General features: G+C 46.4%; 18 protein-coding genes. 8 read left to right on the forward strand and 10 right to left on the reverse strand.

The window, feature by feature from the left end; translation table 11 throughout:
* Positions 1–439 precede the first annotated feature (439 nt).
* Entirely contained in the window at positions 440–2,092 is a 1,653-nt protein-coding gene (nadB, locus tag AACV78_RS24615; protein WP_194008150.1) for an L-aspartate oxidase, read from the forward strand.
* Between the two features lie 10 nt (positions 2,093–2,102).
* Here the strand turns inward: nadB and AACV78_RS24620 are convergent, their stop codons facing one another.
* The 4 genes from AACV78_RS24620 to btpA form a co-directional block, all read right to left on the reverse strand.
* Positions 2,103–2,381, reverse strand: coding sequence for a hypothetical protein (locus AACV78_RS24620; protein WP_194008149.1), 279 nt, complete (start codon positions 2,379–2,381; stop codon positions 2,103–2,105).
* Between the two features lie 748 nt (positions 2,382–3,129).
* Positions 3,130–5,235: a CHASE2 domain-containing protein gene (locus AACV78_RS24625; protein ID WP_194008148.1), complete on the reverse strand. Its 2,106-nt coding sequence runs from the start codon at positions 5,233–5,235 to the stop codon at positions 3,130–3,132.
* Between the two features lie 926 nt (positions 5,236–6,161).
* Positions 6,162–7,088, reverse strand: coding sequence for a vitamin K epoxide reductase family protein (locus tag AACV78_RS24630; RefSeq protein WP_194008147.1), 927 nt, complete (start codon positions 7,086–7,088; stop codon positions 6,162–6,164).
* Between the two features lie 342 nt (positions 7,089–7,430).
* On the reverse strand, positions 7,431–8,318 hold the full coding sequence (btpA, locus tag AACV78_RS24635) for a photosystem I biogenesis protein BtpA (RefSeq protein ID WP_194008146.1): 888 nt from the start codon (positions 8,316–8,318) through the stop codon (positions 7,431–7,433).
* Positions 8,319–8,604: 286 nt separating this feature from the next.
* Here btpA and AACV78_RS24640 point away from each other — a divergent pair, with 286 nt between their 5' ends.
* Entirely contained in the window at positions 8,605–9,576 is a 972-nt protein-coding gene (locus AACV78_RS24640; protein ID WP_194008145.1) for an SGNH/GDSL hydrolase family protein, read from the forward strand.
* Positions 9,577–9,949: 373 nt separating this feature from the next.
* Here the strand turns inward: AACV78_RS24640 and AACV78_RS24645 are convergent, their stop codons facing one another.
* A complete protein-coding gene (locus tag AACV78_RS24645) occupies positions 9,950–11,002 on the reverse strand; it encodes a Gfo/Idh/MocA family protein (RefSeq protein WP_194008178.1) in 1,053 nt (350 codons plus the stop codon).
* Positions 11,003–11,523: 521 nt separating this feature from the next.
* Between AACV78_RS24645 and AACV78_RS24650 the strand changes: the two genes are divergently transcribed.
* A complete protein-coding gene (locus AACV78_RS24650) occupies positions 11,524–11,706 on the forward strand; it encodes a PEP-CTERM sorting domain-containing protein (RefSeq protein ID WP_194008144.1) in 183 nt (60 codons plus the stop codon).
* A gap of 9 nt (positions 11,707–11,715) precedes the next feature.
* Here the strand turns inward: AACV78_RS24650 and AACV78_RS24655 are convergent, their stop codons facing one another.
* The 3 genes from AACV78_RS24655 to def all read right to left on the reverse strand — a co-directional run bounded on the left by AACV78_RS24655 (position 11,716) and on the right by def (position 14,266).
* Positions 11,716–13,053 carry a PrsW family glutamic-type intramembrane protease gene (locus AACV78_RS24655; RefSeq protein ID WP_194008143.1) on the reverse strand — a complete coding sequence of 446 codons (1,338 nt, stop codon included), beginning with the start codon at positions 13,051–13,053 and terminating at the stop codon, positions 11,716–11,718.
* 452 nt (positions 13,054–13,505) lie between these two features.
* Positions 13,506–13,706 carry a hypothetical protein gene (locus AACV78_RS24660; protein WP_304941012.1) on the reverse strand — a complete coding sequence of 67 codons (201 nt, stop codon included), beginning with the start codon at positions 13,704–13,706 and terminating at the stop codon, positions 13,506–13,508.
* Positions 13,706–14,266, reverse strand: coding sequence for a peptide deformylase (def, locus tag AACV78_RS24665; RefSeq protein WP_194008141.1), 561 nt, complete (start codon positions 14,264–14,266; stop codon positions 13,706–13,708). Before def ends, AACV78_RS24660 begins: the two co-directional genes overlap by 1 nt.
* 102 nt (positions 14,267–14,368) lie before the next feature.
* Between def and AACV78_RS24670 the strand changes: the two genes are divergently transcribed.
* Positions 14,369–14,881, forward strand: coding sequence for a DUF1648 domain-containing protein (locus AACV78_RS24670; RefSeq protein ID WP_194008140.1), 513 nt, complete (start codon positions 14,369–14,371; stop codon positions 14,879–14,881).
* Positions 14,882–14,975: 94 nt separating this feature from the next.
* Here the strand turns inward: AACV78_RS24670 and AACV78_RS24675 are convergent, their stop codons facing one another.
* A complete protein-coding gene (locus AACV78_RS24675) occupies positions 14,976–15,431 on the reverse strand; it encodes an aspartyl protease (RefSeq protein WP_194008139.1) in 456 nt (151 codons plus the stop codon).
* A gap of 119 nt (positions 15,432–15,550) precedes the next feature.
* On the opposite strand from AACV78_RS24675, the gene AACV78_RS24680 reads away from it, so the two are divergent.
* The 3 genes from AACV78_RS24680 (at position 15,551) to AACV78_RS24690 (ending at position 17,518) form a co-directional block, all read left to right on the forward strand.
* Positions 15,551–16,843: a pentapeptide repeat-containing protein gene (locus tag AACV78_RS24680; RefSeq protein ID WP_194008138.1), complete on the forward strand. Its 1,293-nt coding sequence runs from the start codon at positions 15,551–15,553 to the stop codon at positions 16,841–16,843.
* A gap of 22 nt (positions 16,844–16,865) precedes the next feature.
* Entirely contained in the window at positions 16,866–17,237 is a 372-nt protein-coding gene (locus tag AACV78_RS24685) for a hypothetical protein (protein WP_194008137.1), read from the forward strand.
* Between the two features lie 86 nt (positions 17,238–17,323).
* The gene (locus tag AACV78_RS24690) at positions 17,324–17,518 is read left to right on the forward strand and encodes a hypothetical protein (RefSeq protein WP_194008136.1); all 195 of its coding nucleotides are present in this window, start codon (positions 17,324–17,326) and stop codon (positions 17,516–17,518) included.
* 38 nt (positions 17,519–17,556) lie between these two features.
* On the opposite strand, the gene AACV78_RS24695 is transcribed toward AACV78_RS24690, so the two are convergent.
* A complete protein-coding gene (locus AACV78_RS24695; protein ID WP_194008135.1) occupies positions 17,557–18,201 on the reverse strand; it encodes a TenA family protein in 645 nt (214 codons plus the stop codon).
* Between the two features lie 197 nt (positions 18,202–18,398).
* Here AACV78_RS24695 and AACV78_RS24700 point away from each other — a divergent pair, with 197 nt between their 5' ends.
* On the forward strand, positions 18,399–20,336 hold the full coding sequence (locus AACV78_RS24700) for a 4-amino-4-deoxy-L-arabinose transferase (protein ID WP_194008134.1): 1,938 nt from the start codon (positions 18,399–18,401) through the stop codon (positions 20,334–20,336).
* The last annotated feature ends 16 nt before the right edge of the window (positions 20,337–20,352 follow it).

Here is a 20,352-nt window from a genome sequence, read left to right on the forward strand (position 1 = left end):
AAGCAGAAGGCAGAAGGCAGAAAGCAGAAAGAAAAAAATTTTTCTAGAGGCTGATGACTTCTGCCTTTAATTTCTCCAGAATTCGGCAAAGCTGGCAAAAATTTGCGAGGTTGAAATCAGCGCGTTTTCGAGATTAAAATCAAATCCTCTCTTCATCGGAATGATTCAGATATACATTCTCGGACTCTGTGTACTCTGTGTACTCTGTGTACTAATAAGGTTAAATCATTCCCATGCAAGCGGAAACGAGATCATTTGTAGGCTCAATCTAAAATAGACGGGAGTTGCATAAAGCCTCGACTAATACATAAACCGCAGATGAAAGGGTGATAAACACAGATAATGAGTGCAAGAAATATAATCTAAAAGTGACAGCCATTAATTCTCGCCCCAAAATTCATATTGAGAGTTAATTATAAAATCTAAAATCGGCAGACTTATGACTGACAAATTTGATGTATTAGTGATAGGTGCTGGGGCAGCCGGTTTGTACACGGCACTTTGCCTTCCAGAACATTTACAGGTGGGTTCAATTAATAAAAATACCCTGCCTGTTTCTGCCAGCGATTGGGCCCAAGGAGGAATTGCTGCGGCGATCGCCCCAGAAGATTCGGCAGCGCTGCACGTTCAGGATACAGTGGCTGCAGGAGCCGGTCTTTGCGATTTGGAAGCGGTCAAATTTTTAGTCGAGGAAGCTCCCGATTGCATTGATTCCCTCGTGAAAATGGGCGTGGCGTTCGATCGCGCCGGCTCAGATTTAGCCCTCACCCTAGAAGCCGCCCACTCCCGCCGCCGAGTGCTCCACTCCGCCGACACCACAGGGAAAGCAGTCATAGGTACCCTGACAGCAAAAGTATTGAGCCGCCAAAACATTCAAGTCGTATCTCCCGCCTTTGCATTGAGTCTGTGGCTCGACGAAAGCGGCCGCTGTCAGGGCATTAGCGCGATTTGTGGATCCAGAGTCAAATGGCTGCGGGCACAGGCTGTGGTGCTAGCGACAGGCGGCGGCGGACAGGTTTTTGCTCAAACCACCAACCCGTCGGTGAGTACCGGAGACGGGGTGGCAATTGCGTGGCGCGCCGGGGCGCTGCTGCGAGATTTAGAATTTGTGCAGTTTCACCCCACGGCGCTGAGTAAAGCTGGCGCGCCCCGGTTTCTGATTAGCGAGGCGGTGCGGGGAGAAGGAGCTCATTTGGTTGACAGCAAGGGATATCGCTTTGCTTTTGACTCTCACCCCAGCGGGGAACTTGCGCCTCGCGATGTTGTCAGCCGCGCTATTTTCCGCCATTTGCAGAAGACGGGGGAACCTCATGTTTGGCTGGATTTGCGCCCGATTGCGGTCGATCGGCTGCGCTACAGGTTTCCGAATATTATTCAAGTCTGCGCTGATTGGGGAATTGATATTTTTTCCGAACCGGTGCCGGTGACGCCAGCCGCCCATTACTGGATGGGAGGGATTGTGGCTGACAAGTTTAACCAAACTTCGATTCCGGGTTTGTACGCGGTGGGAGAAACTGCCAGCACGGGGGTGCACGGCGCTAATCGGTTGGCGAGCAATTCGCTGCTGGAATGTCTGGTTTTTGGCGCGCAGATGGGACTTTTGCAGGTGGAAGGTGAAAAGTCCAAGCCATTCACGGATGAGGTCGATGTAGGGGAAATTTGGGAAAAATCGATTTCTCCACAGGAGATTGAGACGATCGAAAAATTGCGGGTGGAATTGCCGATTTTGCTGTGGCAGAGTGCGGGAATTTGCCGGGGAATGCGGGATTTGGAAAGTGCGATCGTCCAAGTTGAGATTTGGCGACAAGAATTTGCCTCTTTGCCTTTGAGTCAAACGCTTAATAATTTACGGCCCGGACAAACTATTGATTTTTCGCCGGATAATGCGGAAAATAGCTCGGTTTTGCGGAATTGGGGAGAACTTGGCAATTTATTGGATATTGGTTACTTAATTCTCAAAAGTGCTGCGTTTCGCACGGAAAGTCGCGGCGGCCACTATCGTGTGGACTATCCACTGACCGATCGGGATTGGTGCAGGCACACTTTAATTAACCAATCGAATTGGTACAAATCCGATCTCATAGAAGATTAAAAAATTGGTCTCAGCGCGTTCCCGTACCGTCACTTTTCGGGTTCCCGTTGGGGTCTGGTTCATATTTTGAGGTATTTCCAGACCTAGAAGTTTCGGCGGCTACCAAAAATGTGGAGGTCGATCTCGGATTGGTTCGTAGTGCATCCTGGCGTCCGCTGACTTGTTGCGGACTAAAGTCCGCACTACGAACCATTTTTGTGATGGTAGCGGCATTGGCGATGCCGATCGTGTTCACTTGCAAGCATACAGCCAGGGTAGCCGTTGTTGTGAGCTGAATCAAAGTACGCATATTATTTATAGCCTTATTCAAATCACCGAAGTAGATGCACGTCCGTACAACCTATTATATCTATCACTTTCCGTATTTACACTGATATCTTTACATTTACTTTACTTAATTTTCGTAAAGTTACGTAAAAGGTTATAAATAAAGACTTTTTGGCGATTTAAATTTCGTCTTCTAGCTCAGTTTTTCAATCTTTTAATTAGGACTGACCCATGGGGAACTAGAAACCAAGTTTTTGACGAAAAGCGCGTTGCAGCCCCGAAATTAGGCAAATAACCCGGTTTCGAGTTGTAGGCTGCGGCTCTCTAAAAGACGAGGAAAGAGGCGAAAATTGTTCGTAGCTGCAACGTGCTTTTACGAAATCATGGATTGGGGCATCTTACCCGGATTTGGTATGAGATGCTCCAGCAGAACCTCTATCTGTAGGGTGCGGGGTGTATGGAGCCTTACCCCTACAAGCAATAAATAATATCGTTGACCGTTGCATCGTCAGGTGATAAGTTAAAGGGCAATTTATGAAAGATTTTTACAATTCGTTACCTATCTCGGCGCAATTTTCAGTTGTTCGATTCACAGTCAACAGTCAACAGTCAACAGTCAACATCATGAGTAGTGCAACCGGAATTGATATAAAACTCTTTTTTGCCTCAGTCCCGGATTTAGATGAGACGACAATCTCCAGTCATAAGTTTCATGATTTTTGTAAGTCTATCTAATGACGGATGACTGATGACGGATGACTGATGATAAATTACTCAAGAAATTGATATTGATTTTTCCCCCGTTCCTTAGCACGATACATTGCAGCATCGGCATTTTTGACTAAAATCTCTGACTCTTGACCGTCAGTTGGATATAAACTAATGCCAATACTTGTAGTTACAGAAACTTTATGTTCTTCTAAAAAAAAAGGCTGCACGATGGCATTGCAAATTTTTTCAGCTACTTTTGCAGCTTCCTCATTACCGGGAATTGCTGACAGGATGACTGTGAACTCGTCGCCGCCCAGCCGCGAGATAATATCGCTGCCGCGCAAGCATTGTCTGAGCCTGTTAGCAACTGATTTTAATAGCAAATCGCCCACATTGTGTCCGAGAGTGTCGTTGATAGACTTAAATCCATCTAAATCTAAAAACAGTAAAGCTACCAATTCTTGATTGCAGGAAGCTCTTTCTAGAGACAGATGCAAACATTCGTAAAACATTTTACGGTTGGGCAAACCTGTAAGAGCATCGTGAGAAGCTTGGTGGCTGAGTTCAGCATTTTTTTTCTCTAGAGCGTCTTCCCGAAGTTTGCGCTCGGTAACATCTCTGATCGCTCCGACTAAAAATAAGTTGCCGGCTGCATCTTTGTGCAGGGTTCTTTTAGTCGCAATCAGATGCGTAATTCCGTGAGCATCGGTAAAATATTCTTCATTTTCTTGCGGCTGTTGAGTTTGCAATACTAATTCGTCTTGCTGCCAAAATATATCGGCTTCGGCTTGGGGAAATAAGTCGTAATCTGTGCGATGGGTTAAAATTTCCCAAGGATAGCCGATTAACTGACAATAGGCCTGATTCAACACAACCCAGCGGTGATTTATATCTTTGACAAAAATCGGATCTGGAATTGTATCGATTAGCGATTGTAAAAATTCTTTAGAGCGTTTTAGTTCTTCTTGCAAGTGAGCCAGATAGCCGACAACTGCTACGCCAGAACCCAAAAGACTGAGGATTGCAGGAATTAACGGCAGCCACCAACCGTCTAAAAAAGCTAGGTATAAACTGGCACTCAAACCGAGACAGATACTTGACAAACACCCAGCCGATCGCCCGAGCGATCGCAACTTCCAGCTCACACTCGCTCCCACCCAAGACCACAGTAAAATCCACAGTAACTCCCCAGCCTCGGGCCAAACATTGATACCTTCGCGTCCGTCGAGGGCAGCACTCAAAATTTGGCTCAAGAAATGAGCCTGAAGCTCGACTCCCGGTATGGGCTGGGGAGGAGCAAACACACCGGAACTGTAAGCATTTTGCTGAAAGTCTTTGAGGCTGGTGGCTGTTGAGCCGATCAAGACAGCGCGCGATCGCACAAAATCCGCCGGTACTTTGCCAGAAAGCACGTCACCCATTGATGCAGTGCGGAAACTGCCGATCGGGCCGCGCAGAGCAGCCAGAATTTGATAGCCGCGGCTGTCCGCTCGCACGTAAGCACCGTCATTCGGCTCAAAAGGTCGAAACACCCCCTTGCCTAACTGCAAGTATTTAGGATTGACAGTTGCTGGCTGAGGGGAAATCCCTTCGCCTTCGAGATAAAGCAAAGCCAGTTTGAGCGCGAAGCTTTCATGAGTTTTGCCGTCTCCGGGCCAAGAGTAAAGCAAAGCTCGGCGCACTTTACCGTCAGCATCGATGACAACGTTGTTGAAACCGACGCGCGAGGACTCCTCAAGTACCGGAGGGGGCCGAACTCCAATCCTGGTTTCGTCCGGCATCAACTCAATGCCAATTAAGTTGGGAATAGTTTTAAAAGTTTTGAGCAATTCGGCGTTACCCGGTTGAGTCGGCAAATCTCGGTAAACGTCGAGACCGATCGCCCGCGGCTTGCCAGCGTGCAATTTTTGCAGCAATTGGGCCAATACAGCATCGGAAATTGGGTAGCCGTATTTTTGCAAGTCAGCTTCCTTAATTTCTACAATCACGATGCGCGAGTCAATTGGTTCGGCTGGCCGCCCGCGCACAAAGTGGTCGAAAGCAGTCCATTCCCACACCTGCAAAAATCCGAACCAGCGCAGTACAATCACCGTACCGGCAACCGTACTGGCAGTAATCAATACTCTGCGTTCTCGATCGAGCCATTTTTTGATACTTTCTATCATAATTTTGGGAATTTTTGCCTCGCCCTTCGAGCATCTAAGCTACTACTACATATAGCTTTTATATCTTCTCGGCGATCGGCTCAGTCGATCCTGGCAAAATATCTCATTTGACAAGAGACTGGAGTTGCCTAAGTTTTTTATCGCACTTGGCAACCGCAGATTTCAGGCAGATAGACCCAGATAAACGCAGATAATTGCAGGAATTGAAAGCGAATTAATGCAATACCAGTTTAATGAGTCTGGAAGCAGAAATCCGGTTTTTTGATTTTCTTTGTAAAATGTCTAGTATTTCTACTATTTATAAAAATTATAATAAAGCTTGCTACAACAAAAATGTTGGGCAGTGAAATTCTGGATTTTTTCTGGATTTTTGAATATATTTGGTGCGGTTCTATGAGATTGTTGGTCTTTCTGGAAGATGGTCGATTTATCCGCAGTTTAGGGAAATCTATTGCATGAAGGAATAATAATTGGATTTTTTTTCAGACTTAATACTACAATACTTCCGAAAGTATTTTCAAATTCGCACCAACTAATTTTTAAAATGTTTTTATGGATTGTATAGCGGTTCTGACAAAACTGAGGAGAGCCTCATGCCCTATGTCCGGTTTGGCCTATGCCCTATGCCCGGTTTGGCCTATGCCCTATCCCTATGCCCTATCCCGGATAGTACCTCATACCAGAGCACAGAAAGGCTATAGATGCGATATTTTTGAGTGATTTTACAACAGCAGAAAAAGATTAGACCTCTTGCACTCATTCGCAGAGCAGATTAAATTATCTGCGTCTATTGGTGTTTATCCGCTTGAAATCTGCGGTTTACCCATCAATCAAATATTTATGCAAGAGGTCTATTAGCTAAGCTTTAAAAAACCGGATTTTTCCTACCCAAAAAACTCTCGGATCTCAACTCTCAAGCCTTGCTATCATTTTTGAAAGTTGCGCGGGCCAGTGTAACCGGATAACTCAGCGAGTTTATCCAAAGTTTGTGTCCCCGAATAAAACTGACCTTGAATTTCCCAAGTAGGAAAACCTTTAATATTTGCAGCAGCGGCTTGGCAAATTTCAGCGCGGGAATTTTGCCCTTTGGGATCGCATTCAAAATAATCAATTATTTTGGCTGCTTCTTTCCCAAACAGCATTTTTTGATCGTGACAGTGGGGACACCAGTAAGCGCCGTATTCTTTAGCGCCGATTTGTCGGAGGTGGCGGGCTAAAGCAATTTGTGCCGGCCCGGAGGTTGTGGTGACTGCTGGGGGTAAAATTCCGGGGGTAGCAGAAACAAAAGGAGCGGGTGATCTGACGCTGTTGTATAGGGCTAAAGCGCCGATCGAACTCACCATCACCACCAAAATGCCTGTAAAAACCAATTGTCCGATATCTTCCCAGTCGCGCCCGACTAGCACTAGCACGAACAGCGACAGGGCAAATAGGGCGGAACTGATGCAGTAAATGCACAGATCCTTAATTTCAAAAGCCATCAAGTACATCAAATAGCTGCTGAATATTAGCATCGCAGCGGTGATGATAAATAGGGCTTGCCAAGTCCAATTTTCTAGTTGAGAATGCTGTCGTTTGTTGGTGTCGGGATTGACGGCTTTGGGAGCTAGGGCCAGAATTGCGATGCTCAGGTATGCCAGACAACCTAATAAACTTAAAGGCACTGTGCCAAAGACGGTAGCGTAGGGACTGTTGAGCACTTTGTCGCAGCCGCTGGTGGGACAAATTACTGAGTTTGTTGTGAATTTAGCGATCGTCAGATAGGCCGTTTCTAGGACGCCGATGGCTGCGATGGCTGCCATCACCGTCCTAGACCAGCGATGAATCCAAGGGGTTGAACGTCGGCGAATCATTTTTTTGATTTGGGAATTGTTGACTGTTGACTGTTAACTGTTAATTGTTGACTGTTGGCTGTTGACTGTTGGCTGTTGACTGTTAATTGTTGACTGTTAACTGTTAATTGTTGACTGTTGGCTGTTAATTGTTGACTGTTGGCTGTTAACTAACAACTAACAACTAACAACTAAGAGGGCCCGCACGCACCATCCACCGCCCCTACTGACTATTGCCAACTAACAACTAACAACTAACAACTAACAACTAACAACTAACAACTAACAACTAACAACTGCCAACTAACAACTGCCAACTAACAACTGCCAACTGCCAACTGCCAACTGCCAACAATTACTATTTTACGTTTTACTTCTGACTCTGCCCGGTTCCGGTGTTAGCCCTCTCGAACCATTAGCGTTTTTGTTTTCTTGTTCGAGTTCTTTCTCGGAAAAGCTGCGATGGGCGGCTTCTACAAATTGACTGACGCGGATGGGATCGATCGGTTGTTCGATGCGGCCGTTTCGTTTCAGCGAGCTCGACACAATTACTCCGTCTGCAGCTTGCATGAGGGTGGAAATGTTTTCCCACGATGCACCGCTACCGATGAAAACAGGAGTTTCCCCCGCTGCTGCACTCGCAAGTTCTAAGTCTTCGAGATTGGGTGGGCTGCCGGTTGTCCAGCCGGAAAGAATTACGGCGTCGGCTAAGGCGCGCCCGATCGTCTCTGAGACGGCTGTGGTCAAGTTGGAGCCTCCCAGGGGTCGCCCGTGCTTGACTAGCACGTCTGCTAATATTTTGACATCGCTTCCCAATTCCCGACGGTAGCGCAGGAGCTGGTGTGCTTGGCCTTCAATTAAGCCTTGGTCTGTAGCCATGATGCCGTTGAGGACGTTGACGCGGATGAATTGAGCTCCCGTGCAGGAGGCGATGGCGATCGCGCTGTGGGCGTCGTTTCGCAGCACGTTAACGCCGATCGGCAGTGTCACGAGATTTGTTAGCCTCTCGACTACCAGAGTCATCGCACTGACAACAGCCGGATCTACGCTGTCTTTGGCAAAAGGAGCGTCGAAAAAGTTCTCGACTATGATACCGTTTGCGCCGCCAGAAGCCAGCGCTGTAGCCTCTTGCTCGGCTCTTCCGATAATAGCTTTGAGGTTCCCGCCCCAGCGGGGAGAAGTTGGCAAAGGCTGTAAATGTACTACACCGATTATGGGATTCGGCGTTTTGAATATTTGTTTTAAGTCCACGGATTTTCCTGAAACCACCAAGTTCACTGACGGCTGACGGCGGATTTTGACGGTATATTCTAGAATTCTATATCCACGCGGGCGATTCCGCTGACTCGATCGCGCTGCAGAGTTGCTAAAAGCCTGAATTGGGCAGCATTTAGTCGATTTTCGATTCGGGTATTGCAGATTTTCGATTTACTCAAAGCGAGGTGAATTACCGGAGGTTGAACAAAAGTCTCAAATTTTGCACTCTCTACCACAGATAGTACGTGGCACCGTATCCGTTTTAGATTGAGGTTAATCGTTGAAATTTGTTCTGATAATTTTGGCCCTCACCTGCGGATTGTGGGCCGCAATCGAAGTGCTGCTGCGGGTGTTGCTGGGTTTTGGCAATCCCTTGATTTACATTGCTGATGCGGAGTGCGGCTATTTGTTGGCGCCCAACCAGAGGGTGCGCCGTTTGCGAAACCGGATTGAGATTAACGAGTATTCGATGCGTACTGGAACGATCGCCCCACTCCCAGCCTCAGACACTCTGCGGGTTTTGCTGTTGGGAGATTCTGTCGCCAACGGCGGTTGGTGGACAGATCAGACAGATACCATCTCCGAAATTATGGCTCGCCAGTTGAGGCTGCAAGTACAAAATCTGGCAACCAATGCACAATTAAGTTCAAAAGTCAACTACTCAAAGTTTGAGATTCTGAATGCCTCAGCCAATTCTTGGGGGCCGAGGAATCAACTTGCTTACGCCCAGCGGTTCGGTGTTTTTGGGTCAAAAATTCTGGTGTTGCTGCTGAATACGGACGATTTGTTTGCATCTGCTCCTTCTTCTGTGGTGGTGGGGCGCGATCGAGCTTACCCGGATCGCCAACCGCTCTCGGCCGCGCTAGAATTATTGAGCCGTTACTTGCTACCTGCGGTGCCGGCGAACCAATTAGCAGCAGCCGTAGCCAAAAGTGGCGATGTAGTCGGCTGCAACTTAGAAGCTATTCGCCAAATCCAAACAATAGCTGTATCGGCTAAAGTCGAGTTTTTGCTAGCGGTGACTCCCAAGCGCCATGAATGCGGCGAGGGCCCTAGAGACTGGGAAGTCAAGGCTAGAGAGCGTCTCGCCGAACTTGTCGCACGGGAGAAAATTACTTACATAGATTTTCTTCCTATTTTCAATTGTGCGGCGCAACTTGCAACATTGTATCGAGACAGCATTCACCTAAGCCCTCAAGGAAATCAGCTAGTTAGCCAAACTATCAGCAGTCAAATAGTCGCTCTTTTTTAAGAGAAAAAATTGTGACTTTAGCCAAAGATGGATAATTGCCCTCCCCCGACATAGGTTGTGGAAAGCAAAAAAGTTTAAATTTTAGTTCAATCCCGCACATTGCATCTGTGGAGTCAACCTCAAATCTGAGATTTCAAATCGACAGTTTCATCTCCCAATAAAGGATGTGAAGTCAATCTCAAATCTCTTATCTAAAATCTTCGTTTAATCCCGCAGATTGCATCTATGGAGTCAATCTAAAATCTACAATCTACAATCTAAAATCTAAAATCGAGTGACATCGAATCCGGTTGCGCCCAAACAGTTACCCTATTCAACAAACAACAAACCCCAAACTGTCAAGGCACCCGGAAACGACAGAATTTGTCTCGATTTAGCTAACTTGCAAAGTAGACTCTAGCTTTTGTGGATACCAAGCTTGACCGTCGAGAGCCATTTGCTCGATCGAACTCGCAAGCCGCAGAGCTTTGAGAGCTTGTTCTCCTCCGACTGAAGGCTGATTTCCACCCCGCACGCAATTAATAAAATGCTCCAATTCTGCGTGGAGCGGTTCAATATTGCTGGTGTAAACTTTCTCGATCAACCCATCTTGACGGTAAAGCACCTGACCGTAATCTGTCACGTAATTGGCGGTGGTTTGTCGGTGAATCAAGATTTCGTTGTTAAGAAAATCTGCCTCTGTCAAAGAATTTTTGCAGTGAGCGGCGATTGAACGAAGTTTGCGGTGCGTCACCTTGCTTGCTGTCAGGGTGGCCACAATGCCGTTAGCAAAGTTCAGCGTCGCTGTCACGTAGTCTAAATAACCTGAATCTGATGCGCGGCTACCGCTAGCCGTCAATTTTACTACTTGAGAATTTGCCAATTCCAGAAGCAAGTCGATGTCGTGGATCATTAAATCCAAAACTACCGATACGTCGTTGGCCCGATCTGAATAGGGACTCATCCGGTGAGCTTCCAATGCCAGTAGCTCTTCAGTTTTCAGCACTTTGCCGAGTTCCTGAAAAGCTGGATTGAAGCGTTCGATGTGACCCACCTGCAAAATGCGGTGGGCTTCTGCAGCGGCGTTGACTAAAGATTCGGCTTCAGCAATGCTAGCTGCGATCGGCTTTTCAATTAAAACGTGAACCCCTGCTTGGAGACAAGACATCCCCACAGGGTGGTGCAGGCGAGTTGGAACGGCGACGCAAACTGCATCTACGTGGGCGAGCAAATCTCGGTAGTCTTCAAAGAAGCGAACCCGATATTTGCTTGCTACATCAATTCCCCGCTCTACATTTATATCTGCAACACCCACGAGTTCGATATCTTTTAGCAAGCTCAAAACTCGCGTATGGTGTTGGCCCATATTGCCAACCCCAATTACCCCAATGCGGAGGGGTTCGGGTTGACTTCGCTTGACGAAAACGTTTGCGTATCCCAATGACATCCTATCTAGCACTCCTGGATTCTCCTCCACCACAGGAATCAAGCCCGTTGGCTTCCCTAAGCTACTCACAGCTCATCCAGATAGTACCACAGTCAAACTATTTGTGAAGAATTTCTAAGTTGGGCTGGGATTCTGGCCGTGAGCAATTACGCAGGCGCCACTTATAAGAAAGCTCCCTGAAAACCCTGTGGCTTCAGCCCAGGGATGAAAGGGAATGGCAGACTTTAGTTTGCCTTAACACAATTAAACAGGGCAGGCTAAAATTAGTTGTGTCAGTACAAGACATTAAAACCTACCCCCGGACTGGAGGAAAGTATACGTCTGAGGAGCTAGTTGCCAGACTAGGATAGCAGCCCGCCATTTTTGGCAAAAGGATTGCGCCCAGAAACCTGATTGCTCAGGATATTACGGCCGAAAGGTCTTAAAAATCCCCTTGCCTTTAGGCAGGGGAGTGTCAAGCACGAGAGCTCAATATTGCGCTATTTTTCTCGGAAATCACGTATTGACAAATTCAATTATACATGATATATGACGCAGGCGATCGCGCTTGCGTCTACTTCGTTATTGACAGCGCGCTGCGATTGTTGCTGTACGTCGTGGATACCGCCGCCGAACCAGTTCCCGAACCTCTCACCGTTGGAGGGACAGCTTTAGGATTGGCCGGTTTAAGCTGGTTGAAACACAAGAAAAAAACCGCTGTTTGATCTCCTAGTTCACTTTTCATAAAATATGCGAGTAGCAAAATTTTGCTCTCGATTTGGAGACAAAGCCCGGGCTTTCAAAATTGCAGCTACTAAAAACGCATAGGACAAAACTCCCACCAAGGCCAGCAAAAGTACGCTGACTGCTCCCGACGCATTCCACAAAGCGTGAAGTGCGGAGGCGCTAAAATAACCTACGCCCAAAATTTGCCAGCGCTTCCTGGGTTTGAGGGCGCTCAAACCGATAAAATATCCCAAATAGCCGCTGTAAGCCATGTGTCCGGCGGCGGAGCCTAAAATGCGGGGAATTAGCAATTGCAATCCTACTAATTGTCCGGCTTCTGGGCCTGCTTGCAGGGTGATATTTTGGATGATATTGGGAACGTATTGACCGAGAGTTTCTAGTAGTGTAAAGCCGACTGCTGAGGCACTTCCTAACAGAATTCCGTCTAATGGTTCCCAAACGCCGATGCGATCGCGCCAGGGATTTCTTAGTAAATTTCCCAGCAGCATTGCTCCCAAAACGGGCAGGGCTTTCAGCAATTCTTCCATCAGACCTGCCCCGAAGAACATTCTGATTAAAAAAGGTAAAAAACTGATTTGTTCGCCTTCTGCGGGCAAACGACCGGGTAAAATTTCTCTAAATACTAATATAAATCCAATCAATAAGGGGCTTAGCAGTATCAAGACTGTTGCTAAAGCGGTACCAAGCAATACCCACCAAGGTTTGTGTTTGCCGCACAGTTGATAGATGAAGTAGTAAGCTGCACCGGCAAGGTAGGCTGACAGCAGGAAGTTGAAGGCTGCGGAATTTCCGACGGCGAGAAACATCGACACGACAAAAATAACTGTGGCTATACCTGGATATAAGTATGCTTTTTGGCTTAATTGTTTGCCGGTGGAGGCGATCGGGAATAATTGAGTTAAAGTTAGAGCGTCTTTTTCGGGCGGCTCAAAATTGACGGTTGGTGTCTGGGAGAATCCGGGTTTATTTTGGTGAGGGGTTGCGGAAGTTTCAAAGATGAATTCGGGGCCGTCTTGACCGAGACTGATGCGATCGCCTGTTTGTAAAGTTTGGCAGCCTTGCAGTTTTTGACCGTTGACATAAGTTCCGTTAGCGCTGTTGAGGTCGCAAATTTGCCATCTCGTCCAATTACCATGAGTCAGGGGGCGGACTGCGGCGTGGCGGCGAGAAACCATGCCGTGGGCGATCGACTCTAGGGCTATGTGACAATTGCGATCGCGTCCGATCGCCACTTCCCCATTTTCAGAAAGTGGGTACTTGGACGCTGCCGATGCCGCAGAGCCTTTGGCTGGCACTTGTCGCAAAAATCCGATTTCATTAGTCATTAGTCATTAGTTATTAGTTATTAGTTATTGGTTATTAGTTATTGGTTATTAGTTATTTGTTATTTGTTATTGGTTATTTGTTATTGGTTATTTGTTATTGGTATGGACGGTGGATGGTGCGTACCCGCCCTTAGTTGGTAGTTGGTAGTTGTTAGTTGTTGGTTGGTAGGGGCGGTGGATGGTGCGTGCCCGCCCTCAGTCGTTAGTTATTAGTTGTTAGTCATCAATCATTAGTCATCAGTCGTTAGCCGAGCTTATTTGTTAGCAGTATTGATAGCACAGTTATTAGTCATTTTCTCGCTGTTCCGTGCTGTTATTTATTCGCAATCTTGATTCCACAATTATGAAATTTTAGATTCCGAATAATAACCAATAACCAATAACCAATAACCAATAACCAATAACCAATAACAAATAACTAATAACTAATAACCAATAACTAATGACTCTACCTATAGATTTGCTCTAGCATCCTGAACGGCGGCATAGAAAAATATGCCTGTTAGTGGTACGCTGAGGGCGAGGATGATACCGGTCACTACATTTCCGAGTTGAGCGTCTCCCGAAGACAACTCAAAGATGGAGCCGACGGCGGCGATCGCAGTGATGCAAGAAAGAGCTAACAATAAACCACTTTTGGGAGTTCCTGCCATCATATTGATTTTACTGCCTTGGGGGAATATTTTTGCTTGACTAATTCTTCATTCAATGCCAGTTTGTTTTCTACTCTGTCTACAAACAGCACGCCGTTAAGATGATCGATTTCGTGTTGGATCACCTTAGACAGCAAGTCTTGAGCTTTGAGTGTTTGGGGGCGACCGAATTCGTCGCGGTAAGACACTTCAATGACTTCTGGGCGTTTGACATCAAAATAAACTCCCGGAATGCTCAAACACCCTTCTTGCAAGATGCAGACTTCGCTGCTGCTACTTTTGATGGTGGGGTTGATCAAAACCAATGGAGGTATCGCGGGATTGTCGGGTTCGCAGTCGATAACAATTACTTGTTTGTGGACTCCGACTTGGGGGGCTGCTAAACCGATGCCGTCTGCACTGTACATGGTTTGTAGCATTTCTCGGACTAACTGCCGAATTTCTGCATCGACGCTGCTAACACGCTTTGCTGGCTGTCGCAGGACGCGATCGCCTAAAGTGTGTATTGTTAGGGGCGGTTTTTCTAACTTTTTCTTTTCCACCAAAACCTGAACCGTCATAAAACCTCGCGAGATTGTTTGAAAATCCCCAACGAAAGCTGTTGGGGGAGGAAATGGGAAGCAATACTATTATTTTCAATCTTAATCTAATTTTAAGTAGCCATGACTGGAAACACACCAAACCAAAGGCCTGTTAGATCGCTGGGGCTTTCGCCTGCTGATTTGGCGGTAGAGTTCGCCGGGGCGATCGCGATTGTGCTTGCTGTTTTGCCGATTGTAGAATTTTGGGCTGTTTTGCCCGATCGAATTCCGATTCATTTCGGATTTTCCGGGCAGCCTGATAGTTGGGGCGACAGGGTGACAATCTGGATACTGCCGGCGGTGGCTGCCATTATTTTTGTGGTTTTAACAGCAGTATCGCGCTATCCACATACTTTTAATTATCCAGTACAGATTACCGAAGAAAATGCGCGCCGACAATATCTCTTAGCCAGAAGCCTTTTGGTTTGGCTGAAAGCGGAGGTTTGTTGGCTGTTTGCTTTTGTGGTGCGGCAACAAATTCTTGTGGCTTTGGGCAATGCTCAAAGGTTTAGTATGGAATTGCTTTTAGGAATAATTGTTTTGATATTTGCGACGGTTGGTTTGTATTTGTTCAAGGCTTATTCTGCTCGATAAATACAAGCAAGAACTCTCCTCTAACAAGGCTTGTAGTGATAACTTTAGTCCGCATCAATCCGAACAATCGGATTCTTCACGACAAAATTTTCAACTAACCCATCAGATATGTTTGCTGATTGTTCATCGGCAATACTCGCAACCGTCGATTTTTCAAATCTGGTTCTAGACCTAGTTCTTCCATTGGAATCACGCCCAACAAAACCGCCGAAACGCCTTCGGGCAATTCCAGACAATCAAATCTGCCTTCTCTCCCCTCTACAATAATTTGAGCGTCGGCAAAAATTCGACCTTTTTTGATGCCGGCAGATGTTTCGACATTTCTTTCTCCTACTTGTATTAAGCCTAGTTGGCTAATAATGGGAGCAGGCAAAGAAAGCAGAGTTGCTCCGGTATCGACAACAACGTTATCGAGGTTGACAGAGCGAACTTCCTCAGCAGAAATAAATCCCCGTTCTGCCATAACTCGATCGATACGATTCGTGACTGTGATGGTAGTGATTACTTGACCCATTTGTTTGCTTTGAAGATTGGGGAGTACCAGAGTCATATTATTTTACCTATTTGAGTGTAATAATTGGAGATCTATATTGTAATGCTATCTATAATCGTGCTTCATTGGTTAAAATCGTTTTAACGATCGCCAAAAATTAGAATTTGCCTCAACGCATGACACCAGAACAAAACTCTGCTCAACCCAATCCTCCTGATTCCAACGTGACTGTAGAAAGCCCTAACGGTGCGAGTCCTGTTGTCCCACCAGAATCAGCAACAATCGTTGCTACTGCTGAATTGACAAAACCGCGGCCTTCGCGTCCAAACCACATGATTTTTGCGCCGATACAGCCGGCACAAACGACTGCTGAGATGTCGGGTTCGGTGCTGACGCTGGCGGCGATCGTAGCAATGATTGCAGGGCTGGCTAACGATAGCATTTGGATCGGCTTAATTGGGGCCATCGGTGCGATCGGCATATCGCTGCGGATGATGTGGCCGAGTTGGGGCAAAATTTGGACGCAGGTAATTCCGCCGACTTGGCGCACGCTGATCATCTCCTGCTTCGGGCTTTTAGCTGGGATCGTTGGCTTGCTGATGCTTAGCGGTACTAATACGCAACCGGGAAGCCGCAACATCGAAATCAACTGGGACGCTATCGGAGCTCTCGGCGAGTTAATCGGGGCTTTGGGGCAAATTTTGATCGCAATTTTGGGCGTTTATGTGGCTTGGCGGCAGTACGTAATCTCGAAGGATTTGACGATTCAGCAAAATCGAATTACGCAGCAGCAAACTATTGATGCTTATTTTCAAGGGGTTTCCGATTTAGCCCTTGATGAACAAGGGTTTTTGGAAGATTGGCCCCAGGAAAGGGCGATCGCCGAAGGCCGCACCGCTGCAATTATGAGCAGTGTGGATGCTGAAGGTAAGGCGAAAATTCTGCGGTTTTTGTCCCAGTCGAGATTGGTGACTCCTCTGAAGCGCGATCGGCTTTTGGGCCGCGCCATCCTTGACGGCGACGGCGGCTACGCAGAAGACAGATCTCACGGTATCCGCGTCATCGATTTAAACGTGATGTTAGCCGGTGCTGACCTCGCTAGCACCGATTTGCGGTGGACGGAGTTGAGCGAAGCCAACCTTGTCCGGGCCAATCTCAGCAAATGCGATTTAGTCAAAGCCAACCTCTCGCGCGCTATCCTGTACGATGCCAAGCTCGATCGTGCTGACATGAAAGCGGCGATATTATTCTACGGATCAGCAGAAACTGCATCTCCTCGCAGCCGCACGGAATTTCCCAACTATGAAACGGGCGAATATACCGGCGCGGTGGTTGAACGCGCTGATTTCACGGCTGTCAAGCGACTGTCAGAGGCTCAGCGCTATTACTGCTGCGCTTGGTGTGGCTCGAAGTCGAGAGACACTATTCCCGGCGGCTGCGAAGGGATTCCCAATAAACTCGGACGTTAAAATTAGCAGTCCCGCTGTACTTATGTATAGCCTTTCTGTGCTCTGGTATGAGGTACTATCCGGGATAGGGCATAGGGCATACCTCACCACGCTTGAGAATCGCTATACATATTTGGCGATCGCGATCGCAGCGGACTATAGTTTAATTTTCCATCGACAGTTTTGCGCTGTTTTAGCCATGAGCAATACTGATTTAGCGGTTTTAGCGCTAGAAGTAAGTCCGCGTCTGGAACGCAAAAAAAGCAGGGATGGATGGATTTTTGTCGCTGCTATGTGGTTTCTGATATCGTTTCCCATAGCATCGGAATTATATATTTTAATGCTTGATAGTGGGAGCGTCCCCGCGAGCGATCGACGTCGCTCTTCGGGGACGCTCCCACTATATAATTCCTAATGCTACCGGATTTGATATGAGTCGATCGCTAATTGCGATCGGGACGCAGCTAATTGCTCCTTTAATCTCCCAAAAAACCTCAGTGTATGCCCTTCCTTCCCAAAAGCAGTTGGGAATTGTTTTCCCACTTGGACGGTAAATGGTACGTCCAAATAGCTACTTCAGGCTACAGCTACGCAAATAACGGGGATCATCATTCTGTAGCTTTTTATCCGCTATTTCCTTTACTCATGCGCGGATTGATGACTTTCGGAATACCAGTGGAAGTAGCAGAGGTATGAATTAACTCTTTGGCATTTTTTGGTGCATTAGTGCTGGTCTACTTTTGGGTAGAACAATGATACGATGTTTCCCACGCTGCCTGAAAAAAGTCTCTTTCGCACAGCATAGCGTAGCGATAGGTTGCTTCTACTTCCGGCGTTGTGTCAGCATAGCGATCGACCAAACTTTCCAATTGTTTTGCTAAAATCTCAAACTCAGGGCTGCTGTAGGTAGAAATCCAGTCGCTAAAGGCGTGTTCCGGTATATTAGGCTTAGCTAACTGCTGTCCCAAAAAAGCATACAATCGCAAGCAAGGAGTCATCGCCGCTGCTGTCAAACCTACACCGCTTCCCCAGGCTGTTGCTAATAAAAAATCCGTGTAGCGGCGGGTAGCACTTCCCGGTTTAGCCTCTTGCAAGTTTACACCCCATTTCGCTGCATATCCTTGGTGTAAGCGAAGTTCTTCTAAAACGCCGCTGCCCAGATTGTGGAGGATTTCAAACCCATCCCAGTCGGATGCTTTTGCCGCAGCGATACTGTAAGCCCGGGCAAATGCTCTCAGAAAAAATGCGTCTTGTGCAACGTAATATGCAAAACTATTTTGGGGTAGGCTGCCCTCAGCAATGCCTCTGACAAAGGGATGTTGCAGACAAGCTGCGCTTAAGTCTTGATTGGCTTGCCACAGATACTTAGAATTTGTCATATTTTTTTATTTATCGGTGATGGTGTTCATTCAGTTGACAGTTGACAGTTGACAGTTGACAGTTGACAGTTGACAGCACTTGACAAAAGAAGGAAGAGGATTGGAGTAATGAATAGTCTGATTTTAATTGATCCCGATCAGGGTTCCGGCTTGAAACCAATTCTTTCTGATAACTTTTAAAGTGCGGCTCGACATTTATGATAACAGATATATTCGGCTTGATTCCATTGGTGGCTCTATGCATTTTGTTTCTCAACTTTAAGCAAATAGATAATTGTTGGCGCAGCGCTATTCTATCCGCAGCTATTGTTTGGGGAGTTATTGTTGCTTTATCTACCGAAATTTTAAGTTTATTTAGGTTGCTGACTTTTGAGTGGGTGTTGGGGCTGTGGTTGCTAGCAAATATTCTAGGTTTGATGGTTTATCTAAAATATAAACCTGTCAAACTAAGTTTTGAGAAAAGTCAAGACGAGGAATTTTCTACTGTCTTAGCGGGGTTGCTAGGCGGTGTATTGTTTATTTTTGCTGCGGTGGGTTTGATTGCTGTAGTTGCACCGCCTAACAATTGGGATTCGATGACTTATCACATGAGCCGGGTTGCTCACTGGATGCAAAACCGCAGTGTCGAGCATTATCCGACTTATTACGTGCCGCAGTTGTATCACCCGCCGGGGGCTGAGTTTGCGATTATGCACTTTCAGATTTTAAGCGGAGGCGATCGCTTTGCTAATTTGGTACAGTGGTTGAGTATGGTGGGCAGCGCGATCGCAGTTTCTTTAATTGCCAAGCAACTAGGTGCTAATCTGCGGGGTCAAGTTTTTGCAGCAGTCTTTGCTGCGACTTTGCCGATGGGTATCCTCCAGGGTTCTAGCACTCAAAACGATTATGCTGTGTGTTTCTGGGTGGTGTGTTTTGTTTGCTGCGGTTTAGCAGGACTCTGGGCCGGAATCACGGGATTTAATACTTTCCAAATCGGTGCGAGTTTGGGTCTAGCTCTCTTGACAAAAACGACCGCTTATATATTTTGTTTGCCTTTTATTGTTTGGTTTATTGTCGGAGGAATTAAAGGCTTTCGGGGGAAAATGCTCCAACCAATATTGATTATAGCCACTGTAACTTTTCTGATAAACTTTGGTCATTTTTGGCGAAATTACGATCTGTTCGGTTATGCGATCGGAGCGCCTGAAAGTTTTACTAAAGAATATAAAATTGAAGCAATTACGCTGCCAACGTTCCTGTCAAATGTCATTAGAAACTTAGGTATGCAAGCCGGCACGAGGATTTCCAGAATTAACGGTGCGATTGTGGGACTGATTAACGTGCTGCACCGAATACTGGGCGTAGCGACAAACGACCCGCGCATCACTTGGCCTCCCGGACAGGTATTTGCCATCGCCACACCGTCATTTAATGAAAACACAGCTACCAATCCCATTCACTTCTGGCTGACATTTGCCGCCATCGCACTTATATTTAAAACCCCAAATTTAAGAAAAACAAAAATAGTAGTAACTTATTTAATTGCTGTAATAATGACATTTTTACTGCTATGTCTTATCCTTAAATTGCAGCCTTGGCATGGCCGCCACCACCTGTCAATATTTGTATTGTTTTCGCCCATATTTGGATTAGCATTATCGCAATTATCAAATCAAAAAATAGCAAATTATCTGGCTACGATTCTGATTGTCATGTCGCTACCTTGGATTTTTTACAACCAATTTAGACCTCTCCTGGGAGATAGTAACATTTTTAATAGCAGTAGACACGAGCTTTACTTTACCAATCGGCCGAAGATCGAGGTGCCGCACAATAAAGCAGTAGATTTTGTGAAATCTCAAAACTGCACCAACATAGGACTGTCATTTTGGGCTAAAAGTGTCTGGGAATATCCCTTATGGGTAATGCTTCCAGAGCCGGGAAAACCAGCACCTCGCATCGAACACATTTCGACGATTGATCCTATTGTTAAGCAAAAACTCAACTCGGAACCTTACAAAAGTTTTATCCCTTGTGCGATAATTTACTCTCCTACAAAAAATGACGGCAAACAAGCAAAAGAGATAATAGTCAAAAATCAAACTTACATACAAAAATGGTCGATGGAGCCGCTGAGCGTGTTTGTGAAAAAATAAACTGTTGATTTAACTG

The sequence above is a fragment of the Tychonema sp. LEGE 07196 genome (assembly GCF_963890365.1).
In the GTDB taxonomy this organism is placed as follows: Bacteria; Cyanobacteriota; Cyanobacteriia; order Cyanobacteriales; family Microcoleaceae; genus Microcoleus.

Coding starts and splice junctions, on each gene's coding strand:
- nadB (WP_194008150.1), top strand. CDS start 440: ATGACTGACAAATTTGATGTATTAGTGATAGGTGCTGGGGCAGCCGGT.
- AACV78_RS24620 (WP_194008149.1), bottom strand. CDS start 2,381: ATGCGTACTTTGATTCAGCTCACAACAACGGCTACCCTGGCTGTATGC.
- AACV78_RS24625 (WP_194008148.1), bottom strand. CDS start 5,235: ATGATAGAAAGTATCAAAAAATGGCTCGATCGAGAACGCAGAGTATTG.
- AACV78_RS24630 (WP_194008147.1), bottom strand. CDS start 7,088: ATGATTCGCCGACGTTCAACCCCTTGGATTCATCGCTGGTCTAGGACG.
- AACV78_RS24645 (WP_194008178.1), bottom strand. CDS start 11,002: ATGTCATTGGGATACGCAAACGTTTTCGTCAAGCGAAGTCAACCCGAA.
- AACV78_RS24650 (WP_194008144.1), top strand. CDS start 11,524: ATGATATATGACGCAGGCGATCGCGCTTGCGTCTACTTCGTTATTGAC.
- AACV78_RS24655 (WP_194008143.1), bottom strand. CDS start 13,053: ATGACTAATGAAATCGGATTTTTGCGACAAGTGCCAGCCAAAGGCTCT.
- AACV78_RS24660 (WP_304941012.1), bottom strand. CDS start 13,706: ATGGCAGGAACTCCCAAAAGTGGTTTATTGTTAGCTCTTTCTTGCATC.
- def (WP_194008141.1), bottom strand. CDS start 14,266: ATGACGGTTCAGGTTTTGGTGGAAAAGAAAAAGTTAGAAAAACCGCCC.
- AACV78_RS24670 (WP_194008140.1), top strand. CDS start 14,369: ATGACTGGAAACACACCAAACCAAAGGCCTGTTAGATCGCTGGGGCTT.
- AACV78_RS24675 (WP_194008139.1), bottom strand. CDS start 15,431: ATGACTCTGGTACTCCCCAATCTTCAAAGCAAACAAATGGGTCAAGTA.
- AACV78_RS24680 (WP_194008138.1), top strand. CDS start 15,551: ATGACACCAGAACAAAACTCTGCTCAACCCAATCCTCCTGATTCCAAC.
- AACV78_RS24685 (WP_194008137.1), top strand. CDS start 16,866: ATGTATAGCCTTTCTGTGCTCTGGTATGAGGTACTATCCGGGATAGGG.
- AACV78_RS24690 (WP_194008136.1), top strand. CDS start 17,324: ATGCCCTTCCTTCCCAAAAGCAGTTGGGAATTGTTTTCCCACTTGGAC.
- AACV78_RS24695 (WP_194008135.1), bottom strand. CDS start 18,201: ATGACAAATTCTAAGTATCTGTGGCAAGCCAATCAAGACTTAAGCGCA.
- AACV78_RS24700 (WP_194008134.1), top strand. CDS start 18,399: ATGATAACAGATATATTCGGCTTGATTCCATTGGTGGCTCTATGCATT.